A 16,498-nucleotide genomic window follows, 5' to 3' on the forward strand; every position below is an offset into this window, starting at 1 on the left:
GGAGTTGGGGGAGGGGATCTACCAGCGTTTGATTGGCAGCCGTGAAGAGACCGCTGATGACGGTTCAACTCAAGGACTGATCAATTACTTCCGCGGTCGTCACCGGGGCTGATACTCCCTCCAAGGTCGTCATGCTGTCGGCCACTGGCTGCCCCGAAAAGGGGGCAGCCGCTGTCTAGCGTCAAGTCTCTGATTGGGGCCGCTTGTTGTTATCTTCGATTTTCTATGGCCTTGTGGCATTAGGTGCCTTCTCCACATTTGATTCAACAGCAAAACCAGCAAGCGCCCCCACAATCCGCCCACACGCCTTCCCATCACCATACGGATTATGCGCCACGCTCATCTCCCTATACGCCTCCTCATCGGTCAGTAACCTAGCCAGCTCCCCGACAATAGACCCAACCTCCGTACCCACCAGCTTCACCGTCCCCGCTGCCACCGCCTCTGGCCGCTCCGTGGTATCGCGCATCACCAGCACCGGTTTACCCAGCGCCGGCGCTTCCTCCTGAATGCCCCCCGAGTCGGTCAAAATTACGTACGCCCGGCTCATCAGATAAACGAACGGCAGGTAATCCAGTGGTTCGATCAGGTAGATATTCCCGACATCCGCCAGCAGCCGGTTGACCGGTTCGCGCACGTTGGGGTTGAGGTGCACCGGGTACAGCACATCCACCTCGGGGAACTGGCGCGCCGTCTGTACCAAAGCCTGGCAGATGCGTTCGAAGCCACCGCCAAAGTTCTCGCGACGATGGCCTGTTACCAAAACCATGCGGCGGTTGGCAGCCAGGTAATCGAACTGGCGCTCGAACTGTGCCCTCAGCGCCGGGCTCTCCAGTTTGTGCACCACTTCCAGCAGGGCGTCGATCACAGTGTTGCCGGTGGTGAAGATGCTCGCCGGGTCGATGCCTTCCCTTAGCAGGTTGTCACGCGAGGTGGCGGTGGGGGCGAAGTGCAGGGCGGCCAGGGTGCCGGTAAGGCGCCGGTTGCCTTCCTCTGGCCAGGGTGAATACAGGTTATTGGTGCGCAGGCCGGCTTCTACGTGGGCTATGGGTATTTGTTGGTAATAGGCCGCCAGGCTGGTAGTAAAAGTGGTCGCGGTGTCGCCATGCACCAGCACCACATCGGGCTTGAATTCGGCCAGTACCGGCTGGATACCCTGCAAAATCCCGGTGGTCACGCCGGTCAGGTCCTGGCCGGGTTTCATGATGTTCAAGTCGTAATCGGGGGTGATACCGAACAGTTCCAGTACCTGGTCGAGCATTTGCCGGTGTTGGCCGGTTACGCACACGCGCGACTCGAAGCGGGCGTCCTGGGCGAGTTGCAGGGCAAGGGGGGCCATCTTGATGGCTTCTGGACGGGTGCCAAATACGGTGAGGGTCTTGAGGGGCACGGCGGTGATCCTCTTGCTGGACGGGCTAGTACGGGTGGGCCAAAAGGGGCCGGGCAGGCGCGCGGAGACTGGCCTTGTGGACGGGCCGGGAGCGAGGGCAAGCGGCGGGTGGGTGAGGGCATGCAGCTTGGGTCCTTCAAGCAAACGGCTGTCCATTGCTCAAAAAATCTAGCAGTTGGTTCATGTGATGCCAGTTGGCGTAGGCGGGGATGGCCCGCTGGAGAGTGCTGTTGTTCCTGCTCAGGCCTTGTTCACCGGAGGTTGTAGGAATGTGGGCAGGTTTTGCTGTGAATGCGGCATCGGACAAACGGGTATTCGGCTACAGGCCGTGATGCATGGCGCCAATGCTCTCGGGCTGGGGTGGTGGAGGGAAAAGGCGATTGTTTTTTGGGTTGGCGAAGTTGGCTGGGTGATTGATCGATTTGGTAACCATTCGCCGATGATGGTAGCTGTTTCGATGTCGGATTTGCCGCTAGGGTTGATTGCGCAGCTGAAGGAAACCGGCTGCTGGAAAATGACCAACCCAGGAGTGTTCACCATGCGTAACAACGTTCTGTCGTACTTGCTGCTGCCGCTGTTCGCCAGCCTGTCCTTTTCCCTTAGCGCCGCCCCGGCCAGTACCACGGCGGTGGCCGAGCCGGTGCCGGTGGTAACCCAGCAGCAGGCCCTGCAGCCGCAGCGGCTGGACCTGAACACGGCTGATGCGCTTACTTTGCAGAAGGAGCTGAACGGGATAGGGAAGGCCAAGGCTGAGGCCATAGTGGCCTACCGGGAGGCCAATGGGCCGTTTGCTTCGGTGGATGAGCTGCTGGAGATCAAGGGGATTGGTAATGCGTTGCTGGAGCGTAACCGGGACAAGGTGATGGTGGAATAAGGGGGAGGGGGCTGGGGTTTGTGTCCTGGCCCTGCCTTTGATGAAGATTCAATTCAGAGAACTGAATCCAAAAGCGGTCCGCGTACCCTGTGGGAGCGGCTTTAGCCGCGAACAACCAAACGCGGTGCATGGCACCGGCTGCGCCGGTATTCGCGGCTAAAGCCGCTCCCACAGGGACCCTGCTGATTCAATGAGTTATGTGCAATTCTATGAAAGCGGCCTTGCGACGGTACATGGACCGTATCAGCGGTCAGATCGTGCCAGCGACCAGCGGGGGTGCTAGCGGTCCTGCGCATCCTTGGCATCCGCTTCGGCATTGCGCTCATGTACCTTGCGCAGCTGTTCTTCGGTCAGTGGCAGTTTTTTTGCGGTGTCGCGCAGCAGCATCAGCCCGCCGACGATCGAGCCGAGGGCTATGATGAGTATCAGCCAGGCATACCAGGGCATTGTCGTTCTCCTTTGCTGGTGATGGGCAGCGCTTGTACAAATGTTGAGCAATTGCCCGTTCCGTTGGTTCAATTATAGGAGCCAGCCACTGTCGGGCCAATTCCGTGACCCGCGGGCCCCAAAGCCTGCGCCACTTCGTTTACAATGCGCGCCGTTTTCGACTTGCCAAGAGACCCTGCCCATGTCCGCCTGCCAGACGCCCCTGATCGTCGCCCTGGATTTCCCTACCCGTGAGGCCGCCCTGAAGCTGGCTGACCAGCTTGACCCTGCGCTGTGCCGGGTGAAGGTTGGCAAGGAGCTGTTCACCAGCAGTGCTTCGGGCATTGTCGAAACCCTGTGCGACAAGGGCTTCGAAGTGTTCCTGGACCTCAAGTTCCACGACATCCCCAACACCACCGCCATGGCGGTGAGGGCTGCGGCCGAGATGGGTGTGTGGATGGTGAACGTGCATTGCTCCGGTGGCCTGCGCATGATGGCGGCCTGCCGCGAAGAGCTGGCCAAGCGCAGCGGCCCGCAGCCGTTGCTGATTGGCGTGACTGTGCTGACCAGCATGGAGCGTGAAGACCTGGCCGGTATCGGCCTGGATGTCGACCCGCAAGAGCAGGTGCTGCGCCTGGCGGCGCTGGCCGAGAAGGCTGGCATGGACGGTTTGGTGTGTTCGGCTCTGGAAGCCCCGGCACTGAAGGCTGCGCACCCGTCGCTGCAACTGGTGACCCCGGGCATTCGCCCGGCGGGCAGTGCGCAGGATGACCAGCGCCGTATCCTCACCCCGCGCCAGGCACTGGATGCGGGTTCGGATTACCTGGTGATCGGCCGGCCGATCAGCCAGGCTGCCGACCCGGCGCAGGCGTTGGCTGCGGTTGTGGCGGAGATTCGTGGGTAAGTAGCCCGCGTTGTGAAGAAAGGCCGGCACGAGAGTGCTGGCCTTTTTTGTTTGGTATATGGCACCGCCTTTGGCGGTGATCGCCGGCAAGCCGGCTCCCACAGAAGAGCGCAGCCTCACAGGCAGAGCTGGACCTGTGTGAGCGGGCGAGTCAGCTTTTGGAGTTTGGGTTGTTCCCTCAAAACCTGTCAGTGCAGTTTGTTCCTGGCCAGTTCGATGTCGTTCATCAGTGCCTTGGCCATGGCCAGCAGGTAATCGGCGGAGCCCAGCAGCTTGTGGTCATCTTCCATGTCGCCTTCGCGCACAAGGTGCTTGATGTAGCCCAGCAGGACTGACACGTGCTCGTAGGCATCATCGATCGGTATGCCGGGCTGTACGCGGAGCAGGTCGAGGGTGGGGTTGCCAGCTTCGAGGAAGGTTTCCAGGCCTGCGGTGAGGATGGGGGAGGGGGTGTACTTTTTCATGGTGAAAATCCAGTGCGTGATGAGGAGCAACCACCCGGATCTTTCTCACGGACAAAGGTGGCAGCCATTGCGCGGGGTGAGAAACCGGTGCACTGACGCCGGCCAAGCCGAAGCCTGCCCGCGAATGGCTGCCATTGAACAGTGGAGCAGCAGTGCATAACAGGTTCTCACACCCGGTCACCAACATGGCGACCCGGTGAAGTTATCCCTGAGGGATTTCCCCGACAATTCAGCTGCTTCCGACCGCTGCGTAGGATAGTTCGCTTGCTGCTTCAAGCTGAAGCGGTGGGGGCAAGGTTCAGGAAAGTCTGACGCGCTGCGAACGCGGTGCTGCAGTTATCGCCGGGGCCGCTGTGCGGCCCAATCGCCGGCAAGCCAGCTCTCATAGAACAACACATGACTCATTAGTTCGACGAGGTTCTGTAGGAGCAGCCTTGTGCTGCGAAGAGGCCGGTACTGACAAAGCCTGTCTGTTGCTTGTACCGGCCTCTTCGCAGCACAAGGCTGCTCCTACAAAGGACGCGTCAGACGAGCGATATTTGTTCTCTGCGCGACAGCGCAGCCCAAAAGGGCTGGGTAATCTCTCACAGGTACAGCGTCGGGCTCAAAGGTGGCGCTGTACCTGTGGGAGCTGGCTTGCCGGCGATGAGGCCAGTGTTGGCTACCTCAATCTCAAACCTTCAGCACCAACTTGCCAAAGTTCTCCCCACTGAACAGCTTCAGCAAGGTCTCGGGGAAGGTCTCCAGCCCTTCCACCACATCCTCCTTGCTCTTCACCTGCCCGCTGGCCAGCCACCCGGCAATCTCCAGCGCGGCCTTGCCGTAATCCTTGGCGTAATCCATCACCACGAAGCCTTCCATACGCGCGCGGTTCACCAGCAACGACAGGTAGTTGGCCGGGCCTTTCACCGCTTCCTTGTTGTTGTACTGGCTGATCGCGCCGCAAATCACGATGCGTGCCTTGAAGTTGATGCGGGTCAGCACGGCGTCGAGGATGTCGCCGCCGACGTTGTCGAAGTACACGTCCACGCCTTTGGGGCATTCGCGCTTCAGGCCGGCCAGCACGTCTTCGGCCTTGTAGTCGATCACCCCATCAAAGCCCAGTTCGTCCTTAAGGTACTGGCACTTCTCGGCGCCGCCGGCAATGCCGACCACGCGGCAGCCTTTGATCTTGGCAATTTGCCCGACAATGCTGCCCACCGCGCCAGCCGCGCCGGAAATGACCACGGTGTCACCGGCCTTGGGCTGGCCGACGTCCAGCAGGGCGAAGTAGGCGGTCATGCCGGTCATGCCCAGCGCCGACAGATAGCGGGGCAGGGGGGCCAGGTTGGGGTCGATCTTGTGCAGGCCCTGGGGTTCGCCAGTGAAGTAGTCCTGCACGCCAAGGGCGCCGCTTACATGGTCGCCCGGCTTGTAGGCGGGGTGGTTGGAGGCAACCACTTCGCCAACACCCAGCGCGCGCATCACCTGGCCCAGGGCCACGGGCGGGATGTAGGACTTGCCTTCGTTCATCCAGCCGCGCATGGCCGGGTCCAGCGACAGGTACAGGTTGCGCACCAGCACCTGGCCTTCGCCGGGTTGTTCGGCGGGCACGGTCTCGAAGCTGAAGTCGTCACGGCGCACGGCGCCGACCGGGCGTTTGGCGAGCAGGAAGCGGCGGTTGGTGTTGGTCATGGCGGGTCCTTGTGGGCAATGGAAGGGGGAGGCGTCAAATCTACCCTGTTGATGTAGGCAGGTCCTTAACATCACTGACAAGCATGGTAGCCCAACCGGTGGGGTGATGATGCTGCCCGGGCGGGTGGTGGCTGACTATGCTCTGAACCCCACCAAGCACGCTTTGGAGCACGCGATGAGCATGACCTTTTCCGGCCAGGTAGCCCTGGTCACCGGCGGCGCCGCCGGCATCGGCCGGGCAACCGCCCTGGCTTTCGCCCAGGAGGGCCTGAAGGTGGTGGTGGCCGACCTCGACCCGGCCGGTGGCGAGGCCACTGTGGCCCTGATCCACGCTGCGGGCGGGGAGGCGCTGTTCATTGCCTGCGACGTTACTCGTGACGCCGAGGTGCGCCAACTGCACGAGCGCCTGATCGCTGCCTATGGCCGGCTGGACTATGCCTACAACAACGCAGGTATCGAGATAGAGCAGGGCCGCCTGGCCGAGGGCAGCGAGGCGGAGTTCGATGCCATCATGGGCGTCAACGTGAAGGGTGTGTGGCTGTGCATGAAGTACCAGCTGCCGTTGCTGTTGGCCCAGGGCGGTGGGGCCATCGTCAATACCGCTTCGGTGGCGGGCTTGGGCGCGGCGCCGAAGATGAGCATCTACAGCGCCTCCAAGCACGCGGTGATCGGCCTGACCAAGTCGGCGGCCATCGAATACGCCAAGAAGGGCATCCGGGTGAATGCGGTGTGCCCGGCGGTGATCGACACCGACATGTTCCGCCGCGCCTATGAGGCCGACCCACGCAAGGCCGAGTTTGCCGCTGCCATGCATCCGGTGGGGCGCATTGGCAAGGTCGAGGAAATTGCCAGTGCCGTGCTGTACCTGTGCAGTGATGGCGCGGCGTTCACTACAGGGCATTGCCTGGCGGTGGATGGTGGGGCTACGGCGATCTGAGCCGAAACCGCGTGGCCTTCTTCGCGGGCTTGCCCGCTCCCACAGGTACCCCGCTGCCCTCAGGTCCTGTGATGTCTCTGTGGGAGCGGGCAAGCCCGCGAAGAGGCCCTGGCAGACCACCACAATGCCAGCCCAACAACAACACATCCCACCACCAACACTTCACCAAATACCAGTAAGGCCAGCTGTGACCCTAACCGGTCACTCAGCAGCCCGGTAAAGATCACCGGCAGGCTGAACCCCAGATACGCCAACAGGAAGAACCCGGCACTGGCCCGTGTCTTCTCGTTGCCGGCGAGCTGGTTCACCGCTGCCAGCCCGCCCAGGTAGATAAACCCGTAGCACGCACTGCTGGCCGCCACCGCACCCAGCAATACCGCGCCCAGCTGGCCGCTGTCCGCACCCCAGGCCAGCACGGCATAGCTGCACGGCAGTATCACCAGCCCCAGCAGCGTGGCCGTACGGCTGCGCAGGTGCCGTGCCATGGGCTGGAACAACAACCCGCAGCTGATCACGCAAAAGGTCGAGAACCCTGACCAGGCGCTAAGCCCATGCTGGCGCAGGATGCCCGGCAGCAGGGCGATCACCAGCCCCACGCAGGCCCAAGCCAGCAAAATGGCCAGGCCATAGGCCACGCTGCCACGCGGATAGCAGGGCAGGCGGAGCATGGGGTTGCGTTTTGCCGGGCGTGGGTCCGGCAGGCGCCATACCAGCAGCATGGCCAGCGCCGCCAGCAGCAGTTGCAGGTGGAAACTGCCCGGGGTCAGGCTGGGGCCGCGCAGCAGGAACAGGCTAGTCAGCGCCGCGCCCAGGCCGAAGCCCAGCGAGGTGCTGGCGGTAACCCAGTTGGCGGCGCGGGTGTTGTCCGCGCTGCCCATCAGTTCACCCATGTAGGCGGTGGCCGTGGCCGAGGCCAGGCCGGTACCCAGGCCGAGGAACAGCCGGGCGAGGCCCAGGGTTTCCAGGCTGGGGGCCAGCAGCATCAGCACGGTGGCGACCATCGACAGGGCCAGGGCGGCGAGCACCAATGGCCGGCGCCCAACCCGGTCGGCCAGCCCGCCCAGGGCCAGCAGTACGGGTAGCACGCCGAGCACATAGCCGGAGAAAGCTACTGCGGTGGCGGCGGCGCCTTGGCCGGAGAGGTCGGCGTAGGTGATGTACAGCGGGGCCTGCAGGTTGACCGCCAGGGTGATCAGGCAGAGGGCGAAGGCCAGGCGGGCCGGGGCGGAGGGCATTGGGTAGGATCCTGGTTCTGTAGTGGCTGTACCGGCCCTTTCGCGGGTGAACCCGCTCCCACAGGTACTGCACCGCTCTCGGGTTGGTGCGATCTCTGTGGGAGCGGGTTCACCCGCGAAAGGGCCGGGCCTGTTCACTCTGATGCCAGCCCATTCCGATCACCAGACACACCGCCAACCCTTTTATGCTTAACTGTTCGCTCAAAACCAGCGAACACTTGCCCCATGCACTTGCCCCTCGACCGCACCAGCCCCACCCCGCTGGTGCAGCAACTCACCGACCACCTGCAAACCTGGATCGGCCAGCAACGCCTGCGCCCCGGCGCGCGCCTGCCGTCGATTCGGGCCTTGGCCCGCAGCCAGGCGATCAGTGCGTCGTGCGTGATCGAAGCCTACGACCGCCTGGTCGCCAACGGCTGGCTGGAGGCCCGTCACGGCACCGGCTTTTTCGTCGCCGAGCGCAAACCCGGCCAGGCCGTGGAAGACGCCCAACCCTGGGGCGAGGCCAGCGACGGCAGCTGGCGGCAGTTTCGCGAGGGCCATGACGAATTGCTCAAGCTGGGCTGCGGCTGGCTACCCAGCAGTTGGCGCGCGGCCACCGAGCTGGCCCAGGCAGTGCGCCAGGTAAGCCGTGGCAATCCGCAGGACCTGTTCGACTATTGCCCACCCCTGGGCCTGGCCAGCCTGCGCCAACAGCTGCACAAGCGCCTGGCGCAGCTGGGCATCGCCGCCGGCCCCGAACGTATCCTCACCACCCACGGCGCCAGCCACGGCCTGGACCTGCTGGTGCGCACCCTGCTGCGCCCGGGCGACACGGTCCTTGTGGAAAACCCCGGCTACTACAACCTGTACAACCTGCTGCGCCAACACCAGGTGCGCATGCTGCCGGTGCCGCGCACCGCCGAAGGCCCGGACCTGGCGGCCCTCGAAGCGCTGCTGGCGGCGCACAAACCACGCTGCCTGTTCATCAACAGCCTGTACCACAACCCCACCGGCACCAGCCTGACGCCGAAGGTGGCCTACCGCCTGCTGGAGCTGGCCCGCGAGCACGACCTGCGCATCATCGAGGACGATATCTATGCCGACTTCCAGGAGGGGCCGGCCACCCGGCTGGCCACCCTCGACAGCGAGCAGCGGGTAATCTACATGGCCAGTTTCTCGAAAACCCTCAGCAGCTCGTTGCGGGTCGGCTACTTGGTCGCCGACCCGGTGTTGCTGGCGCGCCTGGCCGAGTTGAAGATGGTCAGCGGCATTGGCACCTCGCGCTTTGCCGAGCAGGTGGTGGGGCAGATGCTGGCCAACGGTAGTTACCGCAAGAGCGTGCAGCGCCTGCGCGTGCGCCTGGGTCAGCACATGGCCAGGCTGCTCGGCCAGCTGGAGCAGGCGGGCTGGCAGGTGTTCTGCGAGCCTTACGGCGGCATGTTCGTCTGGGCTCGGGTGCCGGGGCGGGATTTCGCCAGCCTGGAGCGCCTGGCGCTGGAACACGATGTGCTGCTTACTCCCGGCAGCGCCTTCGATTACCAGGGCGCGGCCAGCGCTTGGCTGCGCATCAATGTCGCTTACGGGCAGGACTCCCGCGCCCAGGCCTTTTTCAAACAAGCGGGGAGCTAGCCTATATATCCTTTTTCTCTATATGTTGATAAGTGGAAAGGCCGTCCTCTTTAACAATCTCACTGTATCCTTGCGCCTTTAGTTGTTCATTGTAGGAGTTCTCGGTGAACCAAGTTGACTTAGTATAGCCGGTAATCTTTTTATTGTCGTATGAAAGCCGCAGTTCGCCGCTGTGGGGTTTGGCTTTGTTGCTAGAGTTCGAATACTCGATCATTGTTATTCTGTCGTTTGTCAGCTTAAGTTGCCATGACTCTGTTTCCTTGTTTGTCAAAGAACTACCTTGTATCGTGATGGCGTCATTGGTTTTGTTGCTGATGTTCCAGTCTATGATTGTGTCGCTAATTAATTGTCGCACTTCTTCGTTGTGTATGTTAAGGAGGCTCCGGCTAAGCGAGTCATCTTTCCAGGAAAATTCCAGATAAGTGCTGTCTGTGTTGTCTTCTTTGCCATTCAAGGATGTGACTTTGTCGTTTCCCCATTTGGTGAAATAGCTCGTAACAGGGTCTTTTGGTCTTTTTTGGAGGGAGATTTTGCATAAAGGCCTGCGCCCTCCGTGGACCTGCGATGGCGCGTAGTGAAACTCGTAGCTTACCCCCATGTCAGTCGATCGGGTAATGCTGGATATGCTCTGATCTTGGCTCCAGAGCAAGTTTTCTAAACTATATGGGTCTGTTGTGCAATCAATCAGGCTGAGCGTTGGCAGGGGGTTGATTACGGCCGAAGAAAGGAGGAACGCTAGTTCCGGTGGAGGTGGGAAGCGTTCTTCGTAGGCTTTGAGGGAGGCTTCGAAGTCAAAAGTACTTCGTTCTGGGAGAAGCTCGCTGCCGAGATACTTAAAGCTTTGGTCTGATTCCGCGGTCTGTTTCTCGCTCCAATTAAAATGGGGCAGGACTTGACCTGCCATGAAAAGATTAAGATGGAAGCTGGCAATTCCAGTGGTGGTGCTGATTAGAATTTCGCTGCGCCCCAGATCAATCTTGATAAAATCTGTTTCCCTGGCTTCTGTGTTCATGATTGCCTCATGTGTGTAATGAATATTTTGCCGTCCTGCTATCACATCAAGCACCCTGCATCGTTGTTCCTTTATCTGCAACTGACAAAAATGCCAGGTGGCAGCAATTGATATTTGTGGAATCAACGGTGCCTGCAATGTCAATCCAGTTCTCCGTTACTCCTGCTGGGTGCTCGGCTACGCTTGCCAGCTTGAAGAGGTGTTAAAAAGCCCGGTAAAGCGACCTTGATATAGTCAATAGCGACGGAACATAGCTATTTGACACTATTCTGACGTCAGGCCCTTGTTCATCGGCTGGCAACGTTGCCACCCTTGGCCTTCGGGATAACCTCGCACGCAGAAGGGGAATCGGCATGGGCACGAGCAAGCACGGTGTGCTGGCGAACCTGGGCATGGCACGCAAACTCGGCCTGGGCTTTGCCCTGGTGCTGGTGCTGACCCTGGCGGTGGCCGGCATTGGCATTGCCGCGTTGCACAGCGTTGGCCAGCGCTTCGACAGCTTGCGCCAGCTGGCCCAGTTCAATACTGACCTGCTGCGCTTGCGCCAGCACGAGCAGGCATTTGCCCTGCGCTCCGACCTGCAGCAGGCCGAGGCCTTGCGCAGCGGCTTGCAGGGCCTGGTCGAACGCGCCCGTGGCCTGCCGGCGCTGGCGGCGGCGGAAACCGACCTGGCAGCCTATGGCCAGGCGTTTGAGGCCTTTGTCGAGGCGGTGCAGGCCAAGGAGCTGGCGCTGGACATGGCCAGTTGGTCGGTGTCCAGCGTGGCCAACAACCTCGACGTACTGCAGGCCGGCCTGGCCGATGACGGCGTGTATACCCTCAAGCAGTCCCAGGGCCAGCAGGGCGGCGCGTTCCTCGAGCAGGCCACGCAGGTGGCGCAGGTGTCGCGGCTGATGCTGCAGGCCATGGACGAAGCGCGGGTACGCCTGGAAAAAAGCCGCAAGGGCGAAGAGGGCGTCAGCCAGGAACGCATCGCCCAGACCGTCGAGGCCGCCAGCCTGGTCAGCCAGTTGCAGGGCGCTGTCAACGATGCCGGCTACCAGAGTGTGCTGGGCGAAGTGGCGGGGCACATCGGCAGCTTCTCGGAAAAGCTCAACGAATACACTGACCAGCTGGCCCGCGAGCAGGGCTTGAAGGCGCAGTTGCAGGCCAGTGCCGAGCAAGTCACCAGTCGGGTCGACCAGGCCTACCTGGGGCAGGAGCAGGCCCTGCAGGGCGAACTGCAACGCAATGCCGTGGCCATCGGCCTGGCTACGGCATTGGCGCTGCTGGTAGGTGTGCTGGCCGCCTGGCTGATCACCCGCGCCGTGGTCGGCCCGCTCAAGCATGTGATTGCCCGCGCCCAGCGCATCGCTGCCGGCGAGCTGAGCTTTGACGCCCAGGCACCACGGCGTGACGAAGTAGGGCAGCTGATGCAGGCCATGCAGCAGATGGCGGCGGGCCTGTCGGGCATTGTCAGCGGTTTGCAGCAGGGCATCGAGCAACTGGCCGGCAATGCGCAGGCGCTTTCGGCGGTGACCGAGCAGACCAACCGCGAGGTGGGCAGCCAGAAGGAAGAGACCGAGCAGGTGGCCACCGCCATGCAACAGATGACCGCCACCGTGCACGATGTGGCGCGTAATGCCGAAGAGGCGGCGCAGGCGGCCCAGGCTGCGGACGAGAAGGTTGATTCCGGGCAGCAGGTGGTGCGCCAGAGCATGCAGCGTATCGAGCAACTGGCGTCGGCGGCGGAGACGGCCAGCGCCGGCATCGACAGCCTCAGTGCCGAGATCCACACCATTGGCGACGTGCTGGAAGTGATCAAGAGCGTGGCCGAACAGACCAACCTGCTGGCGCTGAATGCTGCTATCGAAGCAGCCCGGGCTGGTGAGCAGGGGCGTGGCTTTGCCGTGGTCGCGGATGAAGTGCGTGCGCTGGCGCGGCGTACCCGGCAGTCTACCGAGCAGATCGAGACTTTGGTCGCCAGCCTGCGCGGCAATGCCCAGCAGTCGGTGGCGCAGATTCGCGGCAGTACCGAGCTGGTGCGTTTGGCGGTGGCTGATGCGCTGCAGACCGAAAGCGCGCTGGGCAGCATTGCGGCGGCGGTGTCATTGATTCAGCAGATGAACCAGCAGATTGCCGCGGCGGCCGAGCAGCAGAGCTCGGTGGCAGAAGAGATCAGCCGCAGTGTCACGCAGATCCGTGGTAGTGCCGATCAGGCGGCGTTGGCGATGCAGGACAATGCCCGGTCGAGTATCGAGCTGGCGCAGTTGGGTACCGACCTGAAGGGGATGGTGGGGCATTTCAGGTTGTGATCTGGACCTGGGGCTTGTGTTGCCTGTACCGGCCCCTTCGCGGGTAAACCCGCTCCCACAGGAATACCACAATGCTGAATATTGTGTGATCCCTGTGGGAGCGGGTTTACCCGCGAAGAGGCCAGTACAGGCAACAAATACCTTCAGGCCCTGCGCGGGTTGAGGATCATCAAGGCCAGTACCCCCGCCACAATCCCCCAGAACGCCGAACCAATCGAGAACAAGGTCAGCCCCGAAGCGGTAACCATGAAGGTAATCACCGCCGCCTCCCGCTCGCGCGCTTCGCTCATTGCCACGGTCAGCCCGTTCATGATCGAGCCGAACAGCGCCAGCGCCGCAATCGACAGCACCAGCTCTTTCGGCAGCGCCGCAAACAGCGCCGCCAAGGTCGCGCCGAACACCCCGGCAATGCCATAGAAAATCCCGCACCACACCGCCGCGGTATAGCGCTTGCCCGGGTCTTCATGGGCATGCGGCCCGGTGCAGATTGCCGCGCTGATCGCCGCCAGGTTGACCCCATGCGAACCAAACGGCGCCAGCAGCAGCGAGGCAAAGCCGGTGGCCGAGATCAGCGGCGAGGCCGGCACCTGGTAGCCGTCGGCGCGCAGCACGGCCACACCCGGCATGTTCTGCGAGGTCATCGCCACCACGAACAGCGGAATGCCAATGCTGATGGTCGCCGCCAGCGAGAAGCTTGGCGTGGTCCACACCGGCTTGGCCACCTCCAGCCGGAAGCCGCTGAAGTCCAGCAGGCCCAGGGCGCCGGACAGCGCCGTACCCACCAATAGCGCGGCCAGCACGCAGTAACGCGGCGACAGGCGTTTGACCAGCAGGTAGCTGAAGAACATGCCCAGTACCAGCAGGGTGCGATGCTGTGCGGCAACGAAGATTTCGCTGCCGATCTTGAACAGGATACCCGCCAGCAGCGCCGAGGCCAGCGAGGCCGGGATGCGCTTGACCAGGCGCTCGAAGCTGCCGGTCAGGCCACAGATCAGCACCAGCACGGCACAGGTGATGTAGGCGCCGATCGCTTCGCCATAGCTGACCCCGCCCAGGCTGGTGATCAGCAGGGCGGCGCCGGGGGTGGACCAGGCCACGGTGATCGGTGTGCGGTAACGCAGCGACAGGCCGATGCTGCACACCGCCATGCCGATCGACAACGCCCAGATCCATGAGGAAATCTGCGCGGTGGTCAGCCCGGCTGCCTGGCCGGCCTGGAACATCAGCACCAGCGAGCTGGTATAGCCGGTGAGCATGGCGATGAAGCCGGCGACCACCGCCGACGGGGAGCTGTCTGCCAGGGGCCGCAGGCGTACGGAAGTGGCATCGGTCATGAACAAAATCCTTGTAAAGGTGTAAGCAGTTTTTTCAGACTACAGCGAGCAAGGTTGATCCTTGCCATACAGCGGCCATTGCTTTTAGCCGTACAGTCGCCAACTATTGGGTGAAAATGCAGAACTGCACAGGCAGCCACAAGAATGGTGCCCGCTTTTGTGGGAGCAGCCTTGTGCTGCGAAGAGGCCGTTTCAGCCAATGCAGGTGCTGCGCCTGTAACGGCCTCTTCGCAGCACAAGGCTGCTCCTACAGGGCCAGGCGAGATCTTTGGCATAGAGGGGGAGAGGGGCGATGTACAAGGTCTATGGCGACTACCAGTCGGGCAACTGTTACAAGGTCAAGCTGATGTTGAGCCTGCTGGGCCGGCCATATGAATGGCACCCGGTGGACATCCTCAAGGGCGAGACCGAAACGCCCGAGTTCCTGGCGATGAACCCCAACGGCAAGGTACCGGTGCTGGAGCTGGAAGACGGCAGCTACTTGTGGGAGTCCAATGCCATTCTCAACTACCTGGCCGATGGCAGCGAGTTCCTGCCCACCGAGCCACGCCTGCGCACCCAGGTGCTGCAGTGGCAGTTCTTCGAGCAGTACAGTCATGAGCCGTACATTGCCGTGGCGCGTTTCATCCAGTTCTACCTGGGGTTGCCGGACGAGCGACTGGAGGAGTACCGCAAGCTGCACAAGGGCGGTTACAAGGCACTGAAGGTGATGGAGCGGCAGCTGCAGATGACGCCGTACCTGGTCGGCGAGCAGTATTCGATTGCCGATGTGGCGTTGTATGCCTACACCCATGTGGCGCAGCAGGGCGGGTTCGACCTGGCCGACTACCCCGCAGTGAGGGCCTGGCTGGAGCGGGTCAGCAGCCACCCGCGGCATGTGCCGATGGTGGGTTAGTTTATAGCCTGTGCCGGCCTCTTCGCGGGTAAACCCGCTCTTATCAAACAAAATGCAACCCGCTGTTTTTTAAGCACCTTAGGCTGCCACCAATTGATATCCCAGCTTTCGGGCTTTGCGAAGCAAAGCCCGAAGCTGTCGGTCTTGGCTTTTGGCTTCGAATGCTTCGAGCCCCTGTTCAACATAAGTCTGTTTTTTTGTCAGCAGTGTGTAGACCAGTCGAGCCAGTTGGTGTGCAGTGGCTTTGATGGCGCAACTGGTGTCCATGCGAGTCAATCTGGCTCGATGCGATGCCCCGATGAAACCCTTGTCGTTGCGTGCATTTGAAGCGGCCTGCTTGAGCGCCTGTGCCGCTCGGTTAATGACCTTAGGACCGCCCCCTGATAGCTGGCGGCCGCCTGAGATACGAGTCGGCGGGGCCAACCCTAGCCAGGAGCAAAAGTGCTGGGATGATGGAAATCGTGAGAGATCAGAGCCGATCTCTCCCGCCAGCACCAGGGCGGTGTCCACGCCAATTGTTGGAATAGCGGTCAAATCGACCCCTAGCACCTGCCAGAGGGCTTGGTGTAGCGCTGCCTGTTGAGCGCTCGTCCGGTGTGGGCTTCGCAGCGCTTTCCTGGGTGGTTGTGGTTCATGCTCCAGTACGGGTAGTTGTTCCAATGCCTTTCCGATGACGGCATCGCATTCAGCGATCTGTTGCTCAAGAAAGTCATAGGCTGCGAGCTCCTGCGCCAATGCATGCAGGTGCTCTCGTCGCCAATTGCCATGCAGGCTACGCGCAATGGTGTCTTTACCTGCCTTGATGCGGCCATCGGTCAGCTCAGCCAATCGAACAGGATCTCGCTCACCCGCGATGATTGCTCGCAAAATTCTCATGCCCGTCACGCCTGAAATATCACTGATGACATTGGCCAACTGGATGTTCATTTGGCTCAGTGCCTTCTGTATCCGGTTCAAGGTTTGAGCCTGGTCTTTCACTTTGAAAGCCCGTTGCCTGACCAGTGAGCGAACGCAGCATGTTGGGTCGCTTGGGCGAAAAGCGCCTCGCAAGAGACCATGAGTCATCAGTTGCCAGATCCATTGGCAATCCAGCACGTCAGACTTGCGTCCAGTTATTTGCCGGGTAGCTCGGGCATTAACAAGATAGACCTCGAATCCCCGTTCGCTGAGGATTTCGTAAATCGGAATCCAGTAAACGCCTGTGGACTCCATGGCTACGACCTTGATGGCCAAGCTATCGAGCCAATCGGCCAGCTTGTACAAGTCGTCGGTAAAGGACGTGAATGACTGAACGGCGTTCTCGTACTGGGGATCAACCGCGACAAAGTGTTCTCGACTACCTACATCAATCGCAGCGCAGTCGGGATGAACGATGGTGAAGCGTTGCTTGGAAGGCTTGCGCGCCATGGTGAATACTCGCAGGATAAAGGGCGCGCGGGGCACACGGT

At 61.6% G+C, this 16,498-nt stretch carries 15 protein-coding genes and 1 pseudogene; 8 read left to right on the forward strand and 8 right to left on the reverse strand.

The genetic code is table 11. The features are described from left to right. On the forward strand, positions 1 to 112 hold a 112-nt coding region (locus RR51_RS32025), incomplete at its 5' end, for a hypothetical protein (protein WP_442961541.1). Positions 113 to 223: 111 nt separating this feature from the next. On the opposite strand, the gene wecB is transcribed toward RR51_RS32025, so the two are convergent. After that, on the reverse strand, positions 224 to 1,390 hold the full coding sequence (gene wecB, locus RR51_RS24095) for a non-hydrolyzing UDP-N-acetylglucosamine 2-epimerase (protein ID WP_039614916.1): 1,167 nt from the start codon (positions 1,388 to 1,390) through the stop codon (positions 224 to 226). Positions 1,391 to 1,928: 538 nt separating this feature from the next. On the opposite strand from wecB, the gene RR51_RS24100 reads away from it, so the two are divergent. Continuing rightward, positions 1,929 to 2,264: a ComEA family DNA-binding protein gene (locus RR51_RS24100; RefSeq protein WP_039614938.1), complete on the forward strand. Its 336-nt coding sequence runs from the start codon at positions 1,929 to 1,931 to the stop codon at positions 2,262 to 2,264. Between the two features lie 279 nt (positions 2,265 to 2,543). Here the strand turns inward: RR51_RS24100 and RR51_RS28705 are convergent, their stop codons facing one another. After that, entirely contained in the window at positions 2,544 to 2,711 is a 168-nt protein-coding gene (locus RR51_RS28705; RefSeq protein WP_010952850.1) for a DUF2897 family protein, read from the reverse strand. 181 nt (positions 2,712 to 2,892) lie between these two features. Between RR51_RS28705 and pyrF the strand changes: the two genes are divergently transcribed. Continuing rightward, positions 2,893 to 3,594, forward strand: coding sequence for an orotidine-5'-phosphate decarboxylase (gene pyrF / locus RR51_RS24105; protein WP_015269338.1), 702 nt, complete (start codon positions 2,893 to 2,895; stop codon positions 3,592 to 3,594). 188 nt (positions 3,595 to 3,782) lie between these two features. Here pyrF and RR51_RS24110 read toward each other — a convergent pair whose 3' ends face one another. Together RR51_RS24110 and RR51_RS24115 are read right to left on the reverse strand one after the other, a co-directional pair. After that, the gene (locus tag RR51_RS24110) at positions 3,783 to 4,058 is read right to left on the reverse strand and encodes a DUF3077 domain-containing protein (RefSeq protein ID WP_039614917.1); all 276 of its coding nucleotides are present in this window, start codon (positions 4,056 to 4,058) and stop codon (positions 3,783 to 3,785) included. Between the two features lie 672 nt (positions 4,059 to 4,730). Then, positions 4,731 to 5,732, reverse strand: coding sequence for an NADP-dependent oxidoreductase (locus RR51_RS24115; RefSeq protein ID WP_039614918.1), 1,002 nt, complete (start codon positions 5,730 to 5,732; stop codon positions 4,731 to 4,733). 175 nt (positions 5,733 to 5,907) lie between these two features. Between RR51_RS24115 and RR51_RS24120 the strand changes: the two genes are divergently transcribed. Further along, on the forward strand, positions 5,908 to 6,669 hold the full coding sequence (locus RR51_RS24120; protein WP_039614939.1) for an SDR family oxidoreductase: 762 nt from the start codon (positions 5,908 to 5,910) through the stop codon (positions 6,667 to 6,669). A gap of 59 nt (positions 6,670 to 6,728) precedes the next feature. Here the strand turns inward: RR51_RS24120 and RR51_RS24125 are convergent, their stop codons facing one another. Beyond that, positions 6,729 to 7,904: an MFS transporter gene (locus tag RR51_RS24125; RefSeq protein WP_039614919.1), complete on the reverse strand. Its 1,176-nt coding sequence runs from the start codon at positions 7,902 to 7,904 to the stop codon at positions 6,729 to 6,731. A 225-nt stretch (positions 7,905 to 8,129) separates the two neighbouring features. Between RR51_RS24125 and RR51_RS24130 the strand changes: the two genes are divergently transcribed. Continuing rightward, positions 8,130 to 9,515 carry an aminotransferase-like domain-containing protein gene (locus RR51_RS24130; RefSeq protein WP_039614920.1) on the forward strand — a complete coding sequence of 462 codons (1,386 nt, stop codon included), beginning with the start codon at positions 8,130 to 8,132 and terminating at the stop codon, positions 9,513 to 9,515. A gap of 1 nt (position 9,516) precedes the next feature. Here RR51_RS24130 and RR51_RS24135 read toward each other — a convergent pair whose 3' ends face one another. Next, positions 9,517 to 10,671, reverse strand: a complete 1,155-nt coding sequence (locus tag RR51_RS24135; RefSeq protein ID WP_152619933.1) for a hypothetical protein — start codon at positions 10,669 to 10,671, stop codon at positions 9,517 to 9,519. A 761-nt stretch (positions 10,672 to 11,432) separates the two neighbouring features. On the opposite strand from RR51_RS24135, the pseudogene RR51_RS32030 reads away from it, so the two are divergent. Together RR51_RS32030 and RR51_RS32035 are read left to right on the forward strand one after the other, a co-directional pair. Beyond that, positions 11,433 to 11,960, forward strand: a pseudogene (locus RR51_RS32030) (HAMP domain-containing protein); the annotation flags it as partial. Further along, complete coding sequence (locus RR51_RS32035) at positions 11,958 to 12,821, forward strand: methyl-accepting chemotaxis protein (protein WP_371858040.1); 864 nt, start codon at positions 11,958 to 11,960, stop codon at positions 12,819 to 12,821. The pseudogene RR51_RS32030 and the gene RR51_RS32035, both read left to right, overlap by 3 nt. 143 nt (positions 12,822 to 12,964) lie before the next feature. On the opposite strand, the gene RR51_RS24145 is transcribed toward RR51_RS32035, so the two are convergent. After that, on the reverse strand, positions 12,965 to 14,155 hold the full coding sequence (locus RR51_RS24145) for a benzoate/H(+) symporter BenE family transporter (RefSeq protein ID WP_039614923.1): 1,191 nt from the start codon (positions 14,153 to 14,155) through the stop codon (positions 12,965 to 12,967). 292 nt (positions 14,156 to 14,447) lie between these two features. Here RR51_RS24145 and RR51_RS24150 point away from each other — a divergent pair, with 292 nt between their 5' ends. Beyond that, positions 14,448 to 15,050 carry a glutathione S-transferase family protein gene (locus tag RR51_RS24150; RefSeq protein WP_038409095.1) on the forward strand — a complete coding sequence of 201 codons (603 nt, stop codon included), beginning with the start codon at positions 14,448 to 14,450 and terminating at the stop codon, positions 15,048 to 15,050. A gap of 78 nt (positions 15,051 to 15,128) precedes the next feature. Here RR51_RS24150 and RR51_RS24155 read toward each other — a convergent pair whose 3' ends face one another. Beyond that, on the reverse strand, positions 15,129 to 16,457 hold the full coding sequence (locus RR51_RS24155) for an IS110 family transposase (protein ID WP_038410380.1): 1,329 nt from the start codon (positions 16,455 to 16,457) through the stop codon (positions 15,129 to 15,131). Positions 16,458 to 16,498 lie beyond the last annotated feature (41 nt).

The organism is Pseudomonas sp. C5pp (assembly GCF_000814065.1).
Taxonomy (GTDB): domain Bacteria; phylum Pseudomonadota; class Gammaproteobacteria; order Pseudomonadales; family Pseudomonadaceae; genus Aquipseudomonas; species Aquipseudomonas asiatica.